This is a genomic window from Streptomyces sp. P3 (genome assembly GCF_003032475.1).
In the GTDB taxonomy this organism is placed as follows: Bacteria; Actinomycetota; Actinomycetes; order Streptomycetales; family Streptomycetaceae; genus Streptomyces.
On the sequence record NZ_CP028369.1, the window covers coordinates 9,561,928 to 9,582,501 of the forward strand.

Annotated in this window: 3 protein-coding genes; 2 read left to right on the forward strand and 1 reads right to left on the reverse strand. The window is 74.6% G+C overall.

Annotation, left to right across the window (positions count from 1 at the left end; genetic code table 11):
* Positions 1–182: 182 nt before the first annotated feature.
* On the forward strand, positions 183–19,136 hold the full coding sequence (locus C6376_RS42400; RefSeq protein WP_107448497.1) for a non-ribosomal peptide synthetase: 18,954 nt from the start codon (positions 183–185) through the stop codon (positions 19,134–19,136).
* A gap of 1 nt (position 19,137) precedes the next feature.
* Positions 19,138–19,347: an MbtH family protein gene (locus tag C6376_RS42405; RefSeq protein WP_107448498.1), complete on the forward strand. Its 210-nt coding sequence runs from the start codon at positions 19,138–19,140 to the stop codon at positions 19,345–19,347.
* A gap of 68 nt (positions 19,348–19,415) precedes the next feature.
* On the opposite strand, the gene C6376_RS42410 is transcribed toward C6376_RS42405, so the two are convergent.
* On the reverse strand, positions 19,416–20,483 hold the full coding sequence (locus tag C6376_RS42410; RefSeq protein WP_107448499.1) for an iron-siderophore ABC transporter substrate-binding protein: 1,068 nt from the start codon (positions 20,481–20,483) through the stop codon (positions 19,416–19,418).
* Positions 20,484–20,574 lie beyond the last annotated feature (91 nt).

Here is a 20,574-nt window from a genome sequence, read left to right on the forward strand (position 1 = left end):
AACTTCCTTTGGTCAGGCTTGCCTTAACTGTAGGGCGACAGCGGGTTCCCTCGCATCGCCGGTCCTGTGGTCCTCCGCGGCGCACCCTCGACCCACCCCCTGTAAATTAGGTAAACCTTACCTTACTATGGCGCCGATCCCCCGGCTCAGGGCCGGGACGAAGCCTGGGGAGGCACGCTGCCGTGTGCGGGTCCGAAGAAGTCCTGGCCTTTTGGCGCCGAACGCTCACTCCGCCACCGTCGGAGACCCCACTGCCCGTCGACCGTCCCCACCCCTCACCACCGGCCACCGCCCGGGAGAGCACCGCACTGACCGGCCTCCCCGACGCGCCGGACACCGAACTCCTCGCCGCTTTCCTGGCCCTGCTGCACCGTTACAGCTCGGCCGTGGACCTGACCGTGGGACACGACGGGCTCCCGGTGCGGGTGTCCCTCGCCCACGAACCCGACTTCCGCGAACTCACGCGCCGGGTCCGGGAGGCCTACGAGGACGCGGTCGTCCACCGGCTGCCCGTCTCCCTGCTCGTCGGCGAACAGGACCCGCGCCCCACCCGCGGTGGCGGACTCCTCGTCAACGTGGCCTTCGGCACCGCAGGTCGGCCCGCAGGCGAACTGCCCGGTCCCGTCGACCTGTTGCTGGAAGCGGACGACGGCGAGGTGCGGGCCGTCTACGACCCCTGCCTCTTCGACGCCGCAACCGTGCGGCGCGTCCTCGGCCACTACCGGACGCTGCTCACCGACGCACTGGAACGGCCCGGCACACCCGTCGCCCACCTCGCGCTCATGGACGCCGACGAGTACCGGCAGGTCGTCGTCGACTGGAACGCCACCGGCCACACCGTCCCCGCCCGCACCTGGCCCGACCTGTTCGCCGAACAGGTGCGGGCCCGCCCGGACGCCGTCGCCCTGGTCTTCGAGGACCAGCGGCTGACGTACGCCGAACTCGACGCACGGGCCAACCGGCTCGCCCACGCGCTGATCGCCCGGGGCGCGGGACCCGAGCGCATCGTCGCGCTGGCGCTGCCCCGCTCCGCCGAACTGATCGTCGCCGAGGTGGCCGTCCTGAAGGCCGGAGCGGCCTACCTGCCCGTCGACCACGACTACCCGGCCGACCGCATCGCCTACATGCTCGACGACGCCGCGCCGGTCTGCCTGGTGACCGACCGGGAGACCGCACCCGACCTGCCCGGGCGCCCCGGCATGCGGACCCTGGCGCTCGACGCCCCCGACACCGCAGCGGAATTGTCCGGACTTCCGGACCACGACCCGACCGACGCCGACCGGGGCGCTCCTCTCGCCGTGACGGGCGCGGCCTACGTGATCTACACGTCCGGGTCGACGGGCCGCCCCAAGGGCGTCGTGCTGGCGCACAGCGGTGTCGCCAAGCTGGTCGCCACCCAACGCGAACGCCTCGGCGTCGGCGCGCACAGCCGCGTCCTGCAGTTCGCCTCGCCCAGCTTCGACGTGGCCTTCTGGGACCTGTGCCTCGGCCTGCTCTCCGGCGGCCGCCTCGTGGTCGTCCCGGCCGAACTGCGGACGCCGGGCGCTCCGCTCGCCGACTACGCGCACCGCCACGGCATCACCTTCATGATCCTGCCGCCCGCCCTGCTCGCCGCGATGCCCGAGGACGCCGAACTGCCGCCCGCCGCGACCCTGCTGGCCGGCACCGAGCGCGTCTCCCCGGAGCTCGTGGGCCGCTACGCCCGGGGCCGGATGATGTTCAACGCCTACGGCCCCACCGAGGCGACCACCAACTCGACGCTGGGCCTGTGCGACCCGGACATCGCGGCCGGCTCCGTCGTGCCGATCGGCGTTCCCGACCCGGGTACGCGCGCCTACGTCCTGGACGCCCGCCTGCGGCCCGTCCCGCCGGGCGTGACGGGTGAGCTGTACCTCGGCGGCGAGGGACTCGCCCGCGGCTACCTCGGCCGCCCCGCGCTGACCGCCGAGCGGTTCGTCGCCGACCCCTTCGGCGCCCCCGGTGAACGCCTCTACCGCACCGGCGACCTCGTCCGGCGGCGCCCGGACGGACGACTGGAGTTCCTCGGCCGGGCCGATGCCCAGATCAAGATTCGCGGCTTCCGGATCGAGCCGGGCGAGATCGAGTCGGTGCTGCGCTCCCATCCGGCCGTCGACCAGGTCACGGTCGTCGCCCGCGAGGACCGCCCCGGCGACCGCCGGCTGGCCGCCTACGTCGTCCCCGCCCTGGACGCCCCGCGCGGCGACGACCCGGACGACCGGGTCGAGGAGTGGCGGGAACTGCACGAACTCCTCTACCGCGCCGCAGGGTCCGAGGGCGCGCGCGCCGGTGCCGACGGCATCCGCGAGAACTTCGCGGGCTGGCACAGCATGTACGACGGACGGCCGCTGCCCGTGGCCGAGATGCGCGAGTGGCGCGCGGCCACCGTCGAGCGCATCCGCGGACTCGGCGACGTGCGCCGGGTGCTGGAGATCGGCGTCGGCAGCGGCCTGATCCTCTCCGCGGTGGCACCCGACTGCGAGACCTACTGGGGCACCGACCTCTCCGGCGAGGCCGTCGCCGCCCTGCGCGCCCAGCTGGAGACGTCCCCGGAGCAGGCCGCCAGGGTCGAACTGAGCGTGCGGCCCGCCCATGACACCGACGGCCTGCCCACCGCCTTCTTCGACACCGTCGTCCTCAACTCCGTCGCCCAGTACTTCCCGGACGCCGACTACCTCGCCGACGTGCTGCGCCGGGCCGCGGCCCTCCTCGCGCCCGGCGGGCGCATCCTCGTCGGCGACGTCCGCAACCTGCGACTGCTGCGCACCCTGCGGGCGGCCGTGGAGACCCGCCGCGCGGCGGGCGTCGACGAGGCCGAGGACAAGAGCGCGCTGCGCGAGGCCGTCGAACGGTCGGTGCGCTGGGAGAACGAACTCCTCCTGGACCCGGACTTCTTCACCTCCCTCGACGGCTTCGACGCCGACATCCGCATCAAGCGCGCCGTCCACCACAACGAACTCAGCCGGTACCGCTACGACGTGGTCCTGCGCCCCGGCGTCCCCGCCGCCGCCCCGGACGAGCTGGAGATCCCGTGGGCGGCGGCGGGCGGCGACCTCACCGCGCTGACCGGCCTGCTGGCCGGACGGCCGGCCCGGCTGCGCATCACCGGCGTGCCCAACTCCCGGCTCGCCGACGACCTCGCCGCACTGCGCGCGCTCGACGGCAGCAGCGGCGAGTCCGCCGCCGGCGTCGACCCCGAGACGGTGCACGCCCTGGCCGTCGAGCACGGCTACCGAGCCGCGACCACCTGGAGCGGCGCCGCCGACGACGGAGCGTTCGACGCCGTCCTCGTCCGCGGCGACGGCCCGCTCACCGGCCTGTACCGCGGCGCGCACGGCTTCCCGCACGCCAACCGTCCCGCGCCCTTCCGTGACGTCACGGCCCTCATGAGGACCCTGCGCGGGCACGCCGCCGAGTGGCTGCCCGACCACATGGTCCCCTCGGCGTTCGTGCCCCTGCACGCGCTGCCCGTCACCCCGAGCGGCAAGATCGACGCCCGCGCCCTGCCCGCCCCGGACTACGCCGCGATGAGCTCCGGACGGCCCCCGCGGACGCCGCGCGAGAGGCTCCTGTGCACCCTGTTCGCCGAGGTGCTGGGCCTTGCGTCGGTGACGGCCGAGGACGACTTCCTCGCGCTCGGCGGTGACAGCATCACCGCCATCCGGCTGCTGGTCCGGGCCCGTGAGGCAGGCCTGAGCCTCACCACCAGGGAGGTGTTCCGGCACCGCACCGCCGAGGCCCTCGCCCGGGCCGCCGCCCCGCGCACCGACGACACCCGCCACCCCGGGACACCCCTGCTCGAGGTGGACGCGGACGAACTAGCCGAGATCCAGGGCGCCCGGCCGTTGAGCGTCGAGGAGCTGCTGCCCCTCACCCCGCTCCAGCAGGGCTTCTTCTTCCACGCCCTGACCGGCGGCACCGACGGCGACACCTATGTCGTCCAGCAGGTCCTCGAGCTCGGCGGACCGGTCGACGGCCCCACCCTGCGCCGCGCCGCCCAGCACCTGCTGGACCGGCACGCGCCCCTGCGCGCCGCGTTCCGCCAGCGCCCCGACGGCTCGCCCGTGCAGATCGTCGCCCGGGACGTCGCCCTGCCCTGGCGGGAGATCGACCTGTCCCACCAGGACGCCGCCCTGCGCGAGACGCTCGGCAAGGCGGTGGCCGAGGACGAACGCGCGGCCGGCTTCGACCTGGCCGCACCCCCGCTGCTGCGCTGCGCCCTGCTGCGGCTGGACGGCCGGCGCAGCCGCCTGGTGCTGACGTTCCACCACATCGTGGCCGACGGCTGGTCGCTGCCGGTCCTGCACCGCGAACTCATGGCGTTCTACGGCGACGACACGCCCGCGCTCGACGACGTCACGCCCTACCGCGCCTTCCTGCGCCGGCTCGCCGGGCAGGACCGTGAGGCCGCCCGCGACACCTGGCGCACCGCCCTCGCCGACCTGGACGAGCCGACCCGCCTCGTCACCGCCCCCGGCGCGCGAGGACCGGTCCGGCCCGCGCACGTCCGCCTGGAGCTGCCCGAGCGCACCACCGCGCTCCTGACCGAACGGGCCCGCGGACACGGCGTCACCCTCGGCACCGTCGTCCAGGCCGCCTGGGGCCTGCTGCTCGCCGGGCTCACCGGCCGTGACGACGTGGTGTTCGGCACGACCGTCTCCGGCCGCGACGGCGAGGTGGACGGCATCGCCTCGATGGTGGGCCTCTTCATCAACACCCTGCCCACCCGGCTGCGCCGACGCCCCCGCGACACCTTCGGCGCTCTCCTCGTCCGCCTCCAGGAGGAGCAGGCCCGCCTCCTGGACCACCAGCACCTCGGCCTGGCGGAGATCCAGCGCCTGGCCGGCCAAGCGGGCGAGGGTGAACTGTTCGACACCCTCGTGGTGTTCGAGAACTACCCGGCGGAGTCCGGCCCGCAGGACGCCTCCGGGACCGTGCGGATCACCGCCGACGCCTTCAACGACGCCGTCCACTACCCGCTCGCGCTCGTCGTCAAGCCCGGCGGCCGACGCCTCGACCTGCGGCTGAAGCACCACGCGGACCGCCTCGACGCCGACCGCGTGCGCACCCTCGGCGGCCGCCTCGTCCGGGTCCTGGAGGCGATCGCCGAGGACCCCTCCCGGCCTGTCGCCTCCCTCGACCTCCTCACCCGCGACGAGGCCCTGCGCGCGCACCCGAGGGGCGAGGACCGCGACGTCCCGCCCACGACGCTCGCCGACGCGTTCGCGGCACAGGCCCGCCGCACCCCCGACGCGACGGCCGTCGTCCTCGGCGCCGAACGGCTCACCTACGCGGCCCTCGACGCCCGCGCGGCGGACGTGGCCCGCCGGCTGCGCGCACGCGGAGCGCGCCCCGGCACGTTCGTGGCGGTCGCCGTGCCCCGCTCCACGGAGCTCGTGGCGGCCCTGCTCGGCGTGCTGAAGGCGGGCGCCGCCTATCTCCCGCTCGACCTGGACTATCCCGCCGACCGCGTGGCCCACATGCTCGCCGACTCCGGCGCGACGACGGTGATCACACGGTCCGCCGTGGCCGACCGGCTGCCCGCGGCGAGCCGCGGCGGCCTGCTGCTCCTGGACGACCGACAGGCCGACCGACAGGCCGTCCGGCCGCCGGACGGCCCGCCGAGCGGCCCGCCGATCGGCGACGCACCGCCGCCGACCCGCTCCGGCGCGCGTCCCGACGACCCCGCCTACCTCATCTACACCTCCGGCTCCACCGGCCTCCCCAAGGGCGTCGTCGTCACCCACCGGGCCGCCGTCAACCGGCTCGCCTGGATGCAGGGCGCCTACCAACTGACCGCCGACGACCGGGTGCTGCAGAAGACCCCGTCCAGCTTCGACGTATCCGTCTGGGAGTTCTTCTGGCCGCTCCTCGAAGGAGCCGCCGTGGTGCTCGCCCGCCCCGACGGCCATCGCGACCCGGCCTACCTCGCCGCCCTCGTACGTGACGAGCGTGTGAGCACGATGCACTTCGTGCCGTCCATGCTGGAAGCCTTCCTGCGGTCGGACGAGGTCACCGCCGACCCCGCCTGGGCCGCCCCGCTGCGCCGCGTGTTCAGCAGCGGCGAGGCCCTGCCGACCGCGGCCGCAGCCCGCTGGGACGCCCTGACCGGCGTCCCGCTGCACAACCTGTACGGCCCGACCGAGGCCGCCGTCGACGTCACCCACCACCGGTGCGACGGAGCCGACGACGGTCCCGTCGTGCCCATCGGGCGCCCGGTGTGGAACACCGGCCTGCGCGTCCTCGACACCGGCCTGCGCCCCGTTCCCGACGACGTGCCCGGTGAGCTGTACCTGACCGGCGTCCAGCTGGCCCGCGGCTACCACGCCCGCCCGGCGCTCACCGCCGAACGCTTCACGGCCGACCCCTACGGCCCGCCCGGCAGCCGCATGTACCGCACCGGCGACCTGGTCCGCCGCCGCGCCGACGGTGTCGTCGAGTACCTCGGCCGCACCGACCGGCAGGTCAAACTGCGCGGCAACCGCATCGAACCCGGCGAGATCGAGGCCGCGTTGACCGCCCTGCCCGAGGTGGCGCAGTCCGCCGTGACGGTACGGGACAACGCGCTCGTCGCCTACGTCGTACCGGTCGCGGCGGCCCGCGACACCGACGTCACCGCCCTGCGCGACGCGCTCGGCGGCTCGCTGCCCCCGGCCCTCGTGCCGGGCGCCTGGGTGGTCCTCGAGACCCTGCCGCTCACCCCGAGCGGCAAGCTGGACCGGGCCGCCCTGCCGGCCCCGCACGCGGTCAGGGCCGTCGCCCGCGCCCCGCGCGACCCCGGCGAGCAGCTGCTCACGGAGATCTTCGCCGCCGTCCTGAAGATCCCCGACGTCTCGGTGGACGACGACTTCTTCCTGCTCGGCGGCGACAGCATCACCTCCATCGCCGTCGCCAGCCGCGCCCGCCGCGCGGGTCTGGCGATCGGCCCGCGCGAGGTGTTCGAGCACCGCAGCCCGGCCGCGCTGGCGGCTGCCGCGACGGTCGGCGAGCCCACCGAGTGCGCCGCGGCGGCCCCCGTCTTCACCCTGACCGAGGAGGAGCGCGCCCACGTCGAGCGGCTCGCCCCCGGCCGCGTCGAGGACGTCTGGCCGCTCGCCCCGCTCCAGGAAGGCCTGTTCTTCCACTCCACCTACGACGACGGCGTGCTGGACGTCTACACCGTCCACGAGTCCTTCGACCTCGCCCGACCCGTCGACACGGACCGGCTGTCGGCGGCCACCCGCACGCTGCTCGCCCGCAACCCCAGCCTGCGCGCCGGCTTCACCAGCGAAGGACTGCGCCAGCCGGTGCAGTTCATCGTGCGCGACGCGGAGATCCCGCTGACCGAGGTCGACCTCTCCGCCCTGACCGCTGCCGAACAGGACGCTCGGATGCGGGAGTTGATGGACGAGGAGCGCTCCCGGCGCTTCGACCTGACCCGTCCGCTGCTGTTTCGCATGCTGCTCGTGCGGCTCGGCGCCGAGCGCGGCGACCGGCTGGTGATCGGCCGCCATCTGATCCTGTGGGACGGCTGGTCGGCCTGGCTGTTCCTGGACCAGTTGTTCGCCCTGTACGAGAGCGGGGGAGACCCGGCGGGCCTGGTCCGGCCCGGCTCCTACCGCGACTACCTGTCCTGGCTGGAGCGTCAGCAGGACGCGGAGGCCACCCGTGCCTGGCGCACCGCGCTGACCGGTTTCGAGGAGCCCACGCTGCTGGCGCCCGCCGTCTCCGACCGCGGCCTCGAACCCGTGATCCCGGTCCAGCTCGACACCGCCCTCGCCGCGGAGACCGGCGAACGGCTGCGCGACACGGCCCGCCGCCACGGCCTCACCCTCAACACGGTGCTCAACGCCGCCTGGGGGCTGACCCTGGCCACCGTGACGGGCCGCACCGACGTCGCCTTCGGCACCACCGTGGCCGGCCGGCCCAGCGAGGTGCGGGACGTCGAGAACGTCATCGGCATGTTCCTCAACACCGTGCCCGCCCGCATCGCCTTCGACCCGCGCGAACCGGTTCTCGACCTGCTGCGCCGGATCCAGGGCGAACGGCTCGCGCTGCTGCCGTACGAGCACCTCGGCCTCGGCGTCCTCCAGGCCGAGACCGGTCACCGCCGTCTGTTCGACACGCTGTTCGTACTGCGCAATGCCGACACCGACGAGCGGCTCGCCGCGCTGCGCGAGCGGCACGGCGCCACCGCGGTCGCCAACGTGGACGCCACCCACTACCCGGCCAACCTGGTCGTCACCCCCGGCGAGCGCGTCCGGGTGACCCTCGCCTACCGGCCCGACCTCCTGGACGGCGACCGCGCACGCGCCCTGCTGGACCGGTTCGTGCTGCTGACCGCCCGGCTGGTCGCCGACCCGGCGGCCCTCGTCGGAACACTCGACGCCGCCCTGCCGGTCGAAGCGGCCCGGCTGGCCCGGGAGGACGCCGACAGCCGGCGACCCGTGCCGCACGAGACCGTCGCCGACATGCTCGCCGCGCAGGCCGCCCGCACCCCCGGCGACACGGCCCTCGTCTTCGGCTCCGCCACCCTCACCTACGCCGAACTCGACGCCCGCTGCAACCGCATGGCACGGCTGCTGATCGCCCGCGGCGCCGGACCCGAGCAGGTCGTCGCGCTCGGCCTGCCGCGCTCCCTCGACACGGTCGTGGCCCTGTTCGCCGTGCTGCGCACCGGTGCCGCCTACCTGCCGCTGGAACTGGACCACCCCGCCGAGCGGCTCACCTCGATGCTCGACGACGCCCGCCCGCTGCTCCTGCTGTCCCGCCGCGCGGTCGCGGCCGGACTGACGGGCGACACCCCACGGCTGCTCCTCGACGACCCGGACACCGCCGCCGAACTGGCCGCCCTGTCCGACGCCCCGGTCGGGAGGTCCTTCCGTCTGGACCACCCCGCGTACGTCATCTACACCTCCGGCTCCACCGGCCGCCCCAAGGGCGTCGTCACGCCCTACGCGGGCCTGACCAACATGCAGCTCAACCACCAGAAGGAGATCTTCGCCCCGGCCGTCGCCGCCGCCGGCGGCCGCCGACTGCGCATCGCGCACACCGTGTCCTTCGCCTTCGACATGTCCTGGGAGGAGCTGCTCTGGCTCGTCGAGGGACACGAGGTGCACATCTGCGACGAGGAGTTGCGGCGCGACGCCACCGCACTCGTCGCGTACTGCGAGGAACACCGGGTGGACGTCGTCAACGTGACACCGACGTACGCCCATCTCCTGCTCGAGGAAGGCCTGTTGGAGGGACACCGGCCGCCGCTGGTACTGCTCGGCGGCGAGGCCGTCACCGAGACCGTGTGGAACACCCTGCGGGACACCGAGGGCACCTACGGCTACAACCTGTACGGGCCCACCGAGTACACGATCAACACCCTCGGCGGCGGCACCCGCGACAGCGCCGCCCCGACCGTCGGCAAGCCCATCCGCGCCACCCGCGCCCGCATCCTCGACACCTGGCTGCGGCCCGTCCCGCACGGTGTGGCGGGCGAGCTGTACATCGCCGGAGTGGGTCTCGCCCGCGGCTACCTCGACCGGCCCGGCCTGACCGCCGAGCGGTTCGTCGCCGACCCCTACGGGCTGCCCGGCGAACGCATGTACCGCACCGGCGACCTGGTCCGGCGCGGCCCCGACGGCAACCTGGACTTCCTCGGCCGCACCGACGACCAGGTGAAGATCCGCGGCCACCGGGTGGAACTCGGCGAGATCGAGACCGCACTCGCTCAGCACCCCGAGGTGTCCCGCGCCGCCGTGATCGCCCGCGACGACACCGCCGCCCCCGGGACCAAGCGCCTCGTCGGCTACGTCGTCCCCGCCGAACCCGACGCCGGGGCACGCGAGTCGGCCGAACAGGAGCAGATCGGCGAGTGGCGGGAGATCTACTCCGCCGAGTACGCCGAGATCGGCACGGCCCTGTTCACCGAGGACTTCGCGGGCTGGGACAGCTCCTACGACGGCGCCCCGATCCCCGTGGAGCACATGCGCGAGTGGCGTGAGGCCACCGTGGCCCGCATCCGCGAACTGCGGCCACGGCGCGTCCTGGAGATCGGCGTCGGTTCCGGTCTGCTGCTCTCCCGGCTCGCCCCGGAGGCCGAGGCCTACTGGGCGACCGACTTCGCGGCGCCCGTCATCCGCAAGCTCGGCGAGGGCCTCGCGAGCGACCCCGCGCTGGCCGCCAAGGTGGAGCTGCGCTGCCAGGCCGCCGAGGTGACCGACGGGCTGCCCACCGGCTACTTCGACACGATCGTCGTCAACTCCGTCGTCCAGTACTTCCCGAGCCTGGACCATCTGCACCAGGTGATCCGCGGCGCGCTGGCCCTGCTCGCACCCGGCGGCGCCCTCTTCCTCGGCGACGTCCGGGACCTGCGCCAGGCCCGCGTGTTCCAGGCCGGGATCCAGGCCGCCCGGGCCGGCGCGGACACCGACCCGGACGCGCTGCGCCGGGCCGTGGACCGGGGCCTGGCGCTGGAGAAGGAACTCCTCGTCGACCCGGACTGGTTCACCACCCTCGGCGTCGGCGTCGAGCTGCGCACCAAGGCCGGCCGGCACCACAACGAACTGACCCGCTACCGCTACGACGTGGTGCTCCACGGGGGAGAGGCAGACCGGGCCCTGGAAGGCGTCCCGGCCGTCGACTGGACCGGCGTCGAGGCGCTGCCCGCCCGCCTCGACGGCACGGCGCCGCTGCGGGTGCGCGGCGTCCCGGACGCCCGCACCGCCGGCGACCTCGCCGGTCTGCGCGCCCTGGACTCCGGCCGCCTCACGGCGGTCGCCGCGACGGGCGTGGAACCCGAGGACCTGCGGGAGACCGCCGAGGCGCACGGCTACCGGCTGCTGACCACCTGGTCCGACGAACCCGGCCGCTACGACGCCGTGTTCGTGCCCGGCACGTGGACCGGGCGCACCACCGGCCTGTACCGGCCGCGCGCCGGCCGCGGCGACGCCCCGTTCGCCAACACCCCGGCCGCGGGACGCGGCCACGGCGCCCTCGTGCGGCGGCTGCGCGACGACCTCGGGCGACGGCTGCCGGGCTACATGGTGCCCGCCGCGTTCGTGGTGCTGCCCGCGCTGCCGATGAACGACAACGGCAAGCTCGACGTGCGCGCCCTGCCGGACGCGGAGCCCGCCGTCGCCCTGTCGGCGGGACGCGGCCCGCGCACCCCCGTCGAGGAGGTGCTGTGCCGGCTCTTCGCCGAGGTCCTGGGACTGCCCCGGACCGGAGCGGAGGACGACTTCTTCGACCTCGGCGGTCATTCGCTGCTGGCGACCCGGCTGATCAGCCGCGCCCGCACCGAGCTCGGCGCGGAGCTGGCCGTCCGCGACCTGTTCGAGGCGCCGACCCCGGAGAAGCTGGCCCCGCGGGCGGGCGCCGCCCGGCGCCCCGCACGCCCGGCCCTGGCCGCCCACCCCGCACGTCCGGCGCTGATCCCCCTGTCGGCGGCCCAGCGGCGGCTGTGGCTGGTGGAGCGGATGACCGGGGGCGGAGCCGCGTACAACTTCCCGCTGGTGTTCCGGGTCCGGGGCACGCTGGACCCGGCCGCCCTGCGCGCCGCCCTCACCGACGTGACACACCGTCACGAATCGTTGCGCACCCGGTTCGTCGAGGTGGACGGCGTGCCGTACCAGCAGATCGTGCCGGCGGACGAGGCGCGGCCGCGGTTCTCGGTCGTCGACGCCGGAGAGGACGAAGACGGGCCGGCGGCCGCGCGGATCGCGCGGGCCCAGCGCCGCCCCTTCGACCTGAGCGGCGAACTGCCCGTCCGCGCCGAGGTGTTGCGGCTGGCCGCCGACGATCACGTGGTGGCCCTCGTCCTGCATCACATCACCACCGACGAGTGGTCCGACCGCCCCTTCCTCACCGACCTCACCACCGCCTACGAGGCCCGTCGGGCGGGCCGCGCCCCGGCGTGGCGGCCGCTGCCGGTCCAGTACGCCGACTACACCCTCTGGCAGGACACCCTGCTCGGCCAGGTCGGCGACGACCAGCGAGGCTACTGGACGCGGGCCCTGCGCGACCTCCCCGAGGAACTGACCCTGCCGCTCGACCGGATCCGGCCGGAGCAGCCCACCGGGCGCGGCGGCAAGGTCGCCGTGGAGCTGGAGGCCGGCACCGCGCAGGCGCTGCGCGCGCTCTCCGGCGCCACCGGGACCAGCATGTTCATGCTGTTCCAGGCCGCCACCGCGGCCCTCCTGCACCGCCTGGGCGCAGGCGAGGACATCCCGCTCGGCGCGCCCGTCGCGGGCCGTACCGACGACGCGCTGGACGACCTGGTCGGGTTCTTCGTCAACACCCTCGTCCTGCGCACCGACCTGTCGGGCACCGACCTGACCTTCCGCGGGCTCCTGTCCCGTGTACGGGAGTCGTCCCTGGAGGCCTTCGCCCACCAGGACCTGCCCTTCGACCACGTCGTCGAGGCGCTGAACCCGCCCCGGGCGGCGGGCCGCAATCCGCTGTTCCAGGTCATGCTCGGCTACCACCACCGGCCCGGCGGCGACCCGGACGTGCTCGGGATGCCGACCGAGTGGTACGACATGGACACCGGCACGGCCAAGTTCGACCTCCACTTCACCTTCGTCGACGAGGCGGGCTCCGGCCGGCTGCTCCTGCTCCTCGAGTACGCCCTCGACCGGTGCGACGACCCGACGGCCGAGCGGCTCGCCGGCCGGCTGGTGCGGCTGCTGGAACAGGTCGCGCACGAACCGGACCGCCTCGTACGTGAGGTGGAGGTGCTGACGGACGACGAGCGGGAGGCGGCGCGCACCCGGTGGAACGCCACCGCGCACGACGTGCCCGCCACGACCCTGCCGGAGCTGTTCCGCGCGCAGGTCGCGCGCACCCCGGACGCCGTCGCGCTGGTCCTCGGGGCGCGGAGCCTGACGTACGCGGAGCTGGACGCGCGGGTCGAGCGGACGGCACGGGTGCTGGCGGGCATGGGCGTGGGCCCGGAGCGCACGGTGGCGGTGGCCCTGCCGCGTTCGGTGGACCTCGTCGTCGCCCTGCTGGCCGTGCACCGCGCGGGCGGCGCCTACCTGCCGCTGGACCCCGACCAGCCGGCCCACCGGCGGGCCCTCATGCTGGCGCAGGCCCGCCCCGTGTGCGTCGTCGAGGACGCGCTGCCCGAGGGCCCCGCCGGTGAACTGCCCGCCTCCCACGAGCCCTTGAGCCCGGCGTACGTGATCTACACGTCCGGTTCGACGGGCCGCCCCAAGGGTGTGGCGGTCCCGCACGCGGCCATCGTCAACCGGCTGCTGTGGATGCAGGACGCGTACGGTCTGACGGCCGACGACCGGGTGCTGCAGAAGACGCCGGCCGGGTTCGACGTGTCGGTGTGGGAGTTCTTCTGGCCGCTGATCACCGGAGCCGCGCTCGTCGTCGCCCGGCCGGAGGGCCACCGGGAGCCCGCCTATCTCGCCGAGGTGATCCGCGAGCAGTGCGTGACGACGGTGCACTTCGTGCCGTCCATGCTGCAGATGTTCCTCGAGGAGCCGGCCGCGGCGGACTGCACCGGTCTGCGCCGGGTGCTGTGCAGCGGCGAGGCGCTGCCCGCGGCGCTCGCCGAGCGTTTCCACGAGGTGCTGACGGCCGAACTGCACAACCTGTACGGACCGACCGAGGCGGCGGTCGACGTCACCGCCGCCGAAGTACCGCCGGGCGCCGGGCGCGTGACCATCGGACGCCCGGTGTGGAACACCCGGGCCCACGTACTGGACGCGGCACTGCGCACGGCGCCCCCGGGCGTCGCCGGCGAGCTGTACCTGGCGGGCGTCCAGCTCGCCCGCGGCTACCTCGACCGCCCCGGGCTCACCGCGGAGCGTTTCGTCGCCGATCCGTACGGCCCGCCCGGCGCCCGCATGTACCGCACCGGCGACCTCGCCCGCCGGCTGCCCGACGGCACGCTCGAGTTCCTCGGCCGCACCGACCACCAGGTGAAGATCCGCGGGGTGCGCGTCGAACCCGGCGAGATCGAGGCGGTCGTCGCGGCCCACGACTCCGTCGGCCACGTCGTCGTCGTCCCGCACGACGGGCGGCTCGTGGCGTACGTCGTCCCGGCGGCCGGCGAGGTCGCGGACGGCGACGCGCTGTCCCGGCACGTCGCCGCCGCACTGCCCGAACACATGGTCCCCGCCGCCTTCGTCGCCCTGGCGGCGCTGCCCCTCACGCCGAACGGCAAGCTCGACAGGCGGGCGCTGCCCGCGCCCGACCTCACCGCGGGCGGCGGCGCGGGCGGCCGGGGCCGGGACACCCGCGAGGAGATCCTGTGCGGGCTGTTCGCGGCCGCCCTCGGCGTGGACACCGTGGGCGTCGACGACGACTTCTTCACCCTGGGCGGCCATTCGCTGCTCGCCATGCGCCTGGTGGCCGGGATCCGGCAGGCGCTCGGGACCGTGGTGTCGCTGCGCACGGTGTTCGACGCGCCGACGGCGGCCCGGCTCGCGGCCCGGCTGGCGGCGGGCGACCCCGCGGGTGTCGTGGCCCGCCCGCCGCTCACCGTCGGGGCACGCCCCGGGCGGCTGCCGCTGTCGTCCTCGCAGCAGCGTCTGTGGGTCCTCCATCAGGTGGAGGGCCCGAGCGCCACCTACAACATCCCCTCCGCCCGTCGCCTGAGCGGAGCCCTGGACGTCGAGGCGCTGCGGGCGGCCGTGCACGACGTCGTCGTCCGGCACGAGAGCCTGCGCACGGTCTTCCCCGACGACGAGGGACGGGCCCGGCAGCTGGTGCTGCCCCCCGACGAGGTCGTCGTCCCCTTCGAGGTGACCGACACCGACGACGACCGGCTGCCCGCGCTGCTGGCGGAGGCCGCGGCGTACGGCTTCCGCCTGGACCACGAACTCCCGCTGCGCGTCCACCTGTTCCGCACCGGGGAGCAGGACTGGACGCTGCTGCTGCTCCTGCACCACATCGCCGGGGACGAGTGGTCGGAAGGGCCGCTGAACCGGGACCTCGCGCTCGCCTACCGCGCACGCACCGGCGGGCTCGCTCCCGAGTGGGAGCCGCTGCCGGTCCAGTACGCCGACTACACGCTCTGGCAGCGGGCGGTCCTCGGCGACGAGAAGGACCCCGAGAGTCTGGCGGCACGTCAGATCACTTACTGGCGACAGCGGTTGACGGGACTGCCCGAGGAGCTGGCGCTGCCCGTAGACCGGGCCCGCCCGGTGGAGTCCAGCCACCGGGGCGGCCGCGCAGACCTCTCGCTCGACGCACCGCTCACCGCGGCGCTGCACCGCCTAGCGCGCGAGAACGGCGTCAGCGTGTTCATGGTGCTCCAGGCCGCCGTGGCAGCCCTCCTCACCCGGCTCGGCGCGGGGGAGGACATCCCGATCGGCAGCCCCATCTCCGGCCGCACCGACGCCGCTCTGGACGACCTGGTCGGTTTCTTCCTCAACACGCTGGTGCTGCGCACCGACACCTCCGGCGACCCCACGTTCCGCGAACTGCTGGCGCGCGTCCGGGAGTGCGACCTGGCCGCCTTCGACCACCAGGAGGTGCCGTTCGAGCGCCTGGTGGATGTGCTCAACCCGGCCCGCTCGCTCGCCCGGCACCCGCTGTTCCAGGTGATGGTCGTCCACCTGGCGGACGGCGGGGACGACCCCGGCCTGCCCGGTCTCGACACCCGCCGCGACGACGTCGCGCAGACCACCGCGAAGTTCGACCTGTCCTTCGACTTCGTGGAACGCGGCGACGGCAGCGGGACGGACGGCGTCCTGGAATACAGCGCCGACCTGTTCGACCCCGCCACCGCGCGGTCCGTCGCCGACCGGCTGCGCCGTGTCCTGCACGCCGTGACCGCCGACCCGGACGTGACGCTCGTCCGCATCGACGTGCTCGACGCGGACGAACGGGCCCGCCTCGTCGGCGGCTGGCACAGCAGGCCTCTCGCCGGTGGACCGACCACCGTGCCCGCCCTGTTCGAGGAGCAGGCGCGCCGGCACGGCGACCGGCCGGCGGCCGCGTCCGACGGTGTCGAGCTGACGTTCGCCGAGCTCGACGCGGCCGCCAACCGTATGGCCCGGCTCCTGGTGGGGCGGGGGGCCGCACCCGAGCGGTTCGTGGCGCTCGCCCTGCCGCGCACCGCCCACTTCCTCACCGCCGTCCTCGCGGTGCACAAGGCGGGCGCCGGCTATCTGCCGCTCGACCCGGACGCGCCCGTCGAACGCACCGCCGCCGTCCTCGCCGACGCCGCACCGGTCCTCGTCCTGACCACCCGCGACCTCGCCGCCGCCCTGCCGCCCGGCGCGGCCCCCCTGCTGCTGGACGACCCGGCGACCGAGGAGGCGATCGCGGCCGAGGACCCGGCCGCCCTCACCGACGCCGACCGTCTCGCCCCGCTGACGCCCGGCCACCCCGCGTACGTCATCTACACCTCGGGATCCACCGGCCGGCCCAAGGGCGTCGTCGTCACGCACGAGACCCTCGGCAACCTCTTCCGCAGCCACCGCGAGACGCTCCACGCCCCGGCGGTCGAGGCGTCGGGACGCAGGCATCTGCGCGTCGGGCACGCATGGTCGTTCTTCTTCGACGCCTCCTGGCAGCCCCAGCTGTGGCTGCTGGACGGGCACTGTGTGCACGTGCTCTCCGAGGAGGTGCGGCGCGACCCCGAGCTGGTCACCCGGGCCGTGGTACGGCACGGTCTCGACTTCCTGGAGGTCACTCCGTCGTTCCTCGCGCAGATGGCCGACAGCGGCCTGCTGAGCGGGGGCGGGGACGACGGCGAACGTGACGGCGACGGCGGTGAGAGGTGTCCTCTCGCCGTGGTCGGCGTGGGCGGCGAGGCCGTTCCGGCCGCCCTCTGGCAGCGCCTCGCCGCCCTGTGCGGCACCGAGGCGTTCAACCTGTACGGACCGACCGAGTCGACCGTGGACGCCCTCGTGGCCCGCGTCCGTGACAGCGAACGGCCGCTCGTGGGACGGCCGGTGACGGGGACCCGGGCGTACGTCCTAGACGCCCGTCTGCAGCCGGTCCCGCCCGGCGTGCCCGGTGAGCTGTACCTCGCGGGCGGCGGCCTCGCCCGCGGCTACCTGGGCGGCCCCGCCCCGACCGCGGAGCGGTTCGTGGCCGACCCCTTCGGGCCGCCCGGCACACGCCTCTACCGCACCGGCGACCTGGCCCGCTGGACCGCCGACGGACGGCTCGACTACCTGGGCCGCGCCGACGACCAGGTCAAGATCCGTGGCTTCCGCATCGAACCCGCCGAGATCGAAGCCGCGCTTACCGGTCATCAGGCCGTCGGACAAGGGGTGGTGACGGTCCATCAGGACGGATCGCGCAAGCGGCTCGTGGCGTATGTCGTCCCGGTCGCGGGCGCTGCGGCCGACCCCGCGCTGTTGCGCGCCCATGTCGCCGGTCTGCTCCCCGACCACATGGTGCCGGCGGCCGTCGTCGTCCTGGAACGGCTGCCGCAGCTGGCCAACGGCAAGCTGGACCGGGCCGCGCTGCCCGCGCCCGACTTCTCCGTCTCGTCCCGCGGCCGGGGGCCCGCCACCCCCGTGGAGGAACTGCTCTGCGCGGTCTTCGGCGAGCTGCTCGGGCTCGAACGGGTCGGCGCGGACGACGACTTCTTCGCCGTCGGCGGCGACAGCATCGTCGCCATGCAGCTCGTGGGCCGGGCCCGGGCGGCCGGAGTGCGCATCACCCCGCGGCAGGTGTTCCGCCACCGGACGGTCGCCGCGCTCGGCACGGTCGCCGAGACGGCCGACGCCGGCGCCGCCCGACCGGCGGACGACGGCACCGGCACGGTCCCGCTCACCCCGGTGATGCACTGGCTGCGCGAACTGGGCGGCCCGTTCGCCTCGTACCACCAGGCGGCGCTCGTGCGCACTCCGGCGGATCTGCGCCGGGCGGGCCTGACCGAGGTGCTCCAGGCGCTCGCCGACCGCCACGACCTGCTGCGCGCCGCCCTCGTCCGCCCCAGCCGTGCGGACACCGAGGACTGGTCGCTGCACGTGCCGCCGGCCGGGACGGTCGACGCCGCCGCGTGGCTCGACCGCGTCGACGTCCGGGGCCTGGACGCCACGGCGCTGGGCGAGGTCGTGCGCGAGCACACGCGGGCGGCCCGCGCCCTGCTCGACCCGGACGCGGGCCGGATGGTCCGGGCGGTGTGGTTCGACGCGGGCGACGCGCCGGGCCGGCTGCTGCTGATGGCCCACCATCTCGTCGTCGACGGCGTGTCATGGCGGGTGCTGCTGCCCGACCTCGCGACGGCGTGGCAGCACGTGCGGGCCGGCCGGCCGGCCCGTCTCGCCCCCGTGCAGACCTCGTTCGCCCGCTGGTCACGGCTGCTCGGCGCGCTGGCCCGGACACCGGAGCGGGAGGCCGAGCTGCCGGTGTGGACGGACGTCCTGGACGGCGGCGGCGAACCGTTCCCGCTCCTGCGGGACCGCGACCCGCGGCGCGACACGGCGGCGACCCGCCGTGAGGTCGTGCTGCGGCTGCCCGCCGACCGCACCGGCCCGTTGCTGTCCGCCGTGCCCGCGGCGTTCGGCGCGGCCGTCAACGACGTCCTCCTGGCGGCCCTCGCGCTGGCCTTCGCGGACCTGCGGCGGCGCACCGGAGGCACGGACACCGCGATCCTGGTCGACCTCGAAGGGCACGGCCGCCAGGAGGAGTTCGCCGGTGACGACGTCGACCTCTCCCGCACGACCGGCTGGTTCACCAGCGTCTTCCCGGTCCGCCTGGACGCCGGGCCGCTCGACCCCGCCGAGGCGTTCGCGGGCGGCCCGGCGGCCGAGGAGGCCGTCCGCGGGGTGCGCGCCCATCTCGCGTCGCTGCCCGCGAACGGCGTCGGCTACGGCCTGCTGCGGCACCTCAACCCGCGTACCCGCGAGGTTCTGGCGAGCCGCGAACAGGCCCGCGTGGAGTTCAACTACCTGGGCCGGTTCGGGATACCCGAGGAGACCGACTGGTCGTACGCGCCCGAGGAGGACGCGGCCGACATCGGCCCGGAGGCGTCGATGCGCGAGGGGCACGCCCTGAGCGTCGACGTGGTGACCGAGGACCGGGCGGACGGGCCGGTGCTGGCCGCCCACTGGTCCTACCTGGAGGGACTGCTGGCGCGCGAGACCGTGGAGGATCTCGCCGCCACGTGGTTCCGGGCACTGGAGGGCCTCCTCGTGTGCGCGAAGAGGAAGCAAGGAGAGGAATGAGATGAGCAATCCGTTCGAGGACCCCGAGGGTGTCTACCTGGTGCTGGTCAACGACGAGAACCAGCACAGCCTGTGGCCGGACTTCGTGGACGTGCCGGCCGGCTGGCGGTCCGTCCACGGGCCCGCCTCCAGGCAGGCCTGCCTGGACCACGTCGACGCCCACTGGACCGACATGCGGCCGCGCAGTCTTGCCGAGTCGATGGACGGCTGACCGCAAAGGGGCATGACGGAGGGGGCCGACGCCGTCGGCCCCCTCCGTCATGCCCCTTTGCGTCCGGGTCAGGAGGCGGGCTGCTCCACCTTCGTGGCCGGCTTGCCGTCCACGGCCGCCGCCAGCTGCGGAACCATCCGCTCGATCTCGTACGGCAGGCTGAGGACGGTGCCGAAGGACACCGCGTTGCCGTAGTCGCCGGTCTCGTCGATGAAGACCTCGCGCCCCTCCGAGACCGCCTTCAGGTTCTTGTAGGCGGCGTCCTTGTGCAGCTTGGCCGCGTCCTCGGCGACATCGCCGACGATCCACACGACGACGTTCTGGTCGAGGAGATCGGTGCGCTCCTTGCTGATGTTCGCGCCGAACCGGTCCCCGATCACCTTGTCGAGGTCGGCGGGCAGGGAGAAGCCGAGGTCGGAGAGCAGCCGTGAGCGGGGGTCCTGGCTGCCGTAGACGAAGACGCCCTCGTAGGGGGTCGCCATCACGGCGCTCTTCCCCCTGAACTCGGGGTGCGCTGCCACCGCCGCGTCGATCTTCGCCTCCGTCTCCTTGACGACCGCGGCCGCCTGCGCGGACTTCCCGAGAGCCTTGCCGATCGTCTCCGTCTGCTCCTGCCACGGCACGCCGTAGTCGTTGTACGCCTTGGGCTGGGCGACCACCGGCGCGAACTTCGACAGCGACGCGTACTGCTCCTTGGTGAGGCCGCCGTACACGCCGAGGATCAGGTCGGGCCTGAGCGCGGCGATCTTCTCCACCTGCGGGCCGGTGCCGGTGTCCTTCAGCACGGTCGGGGCCGCCGCCCCTCCCAGCTTCCCGGCGGCCCACGGGCCCACGGCCCCCCGGTAGCCGCCGATCCACTCGGTGGTCCCGACCGGCACCACGCCGAGGGCGAGCACGGAGTCCTGGTCGGTGAGGCCCACGGTGACGATCCGCTTCGGCGCCGACGTGATCGTCGTGCTGCCGTACTTGTGGGCGATGGTGACGGGGAACGCGGAACCCCCGGAGGAGGACGCCGGTGAACCGGCGTTGGACGAGCCGGAGTCCGAGCCGCCGCCGCAGGCGGCTGCGGTGGCGAGGATGACGAGTGCGGAGGCCAGGGCGGCGGCCGTTCTGGTCGCTCGGCGGAAGCGGGGCATCGGCGGTCCTTCGTTCGGTTTCTCGGTGGAGCGGGTCGGTGGGGGAGGCGCGGGCCGGCGGACGGGGAGGGGCGCGGGTCGTGGGGGAGCG

Excerpts from the sequence above, each read along its gene's own strand:
- C6376_RS42410 (WP_107448499.1), bottom strand. The coding sequence starts at position 20,483 with ATGCCCCGCTTCCGCCGAGCGACCAGAACGGCCGCCGCCCTGGCCTCC.
- C6376_RS42405 (WP_107448498.1), top strand. The coding sequence starts at position 19,138 with ATGAGCAATCCGTTCGAGGACCCCGAGGGTGTCTACCTGGTGCTGGTC.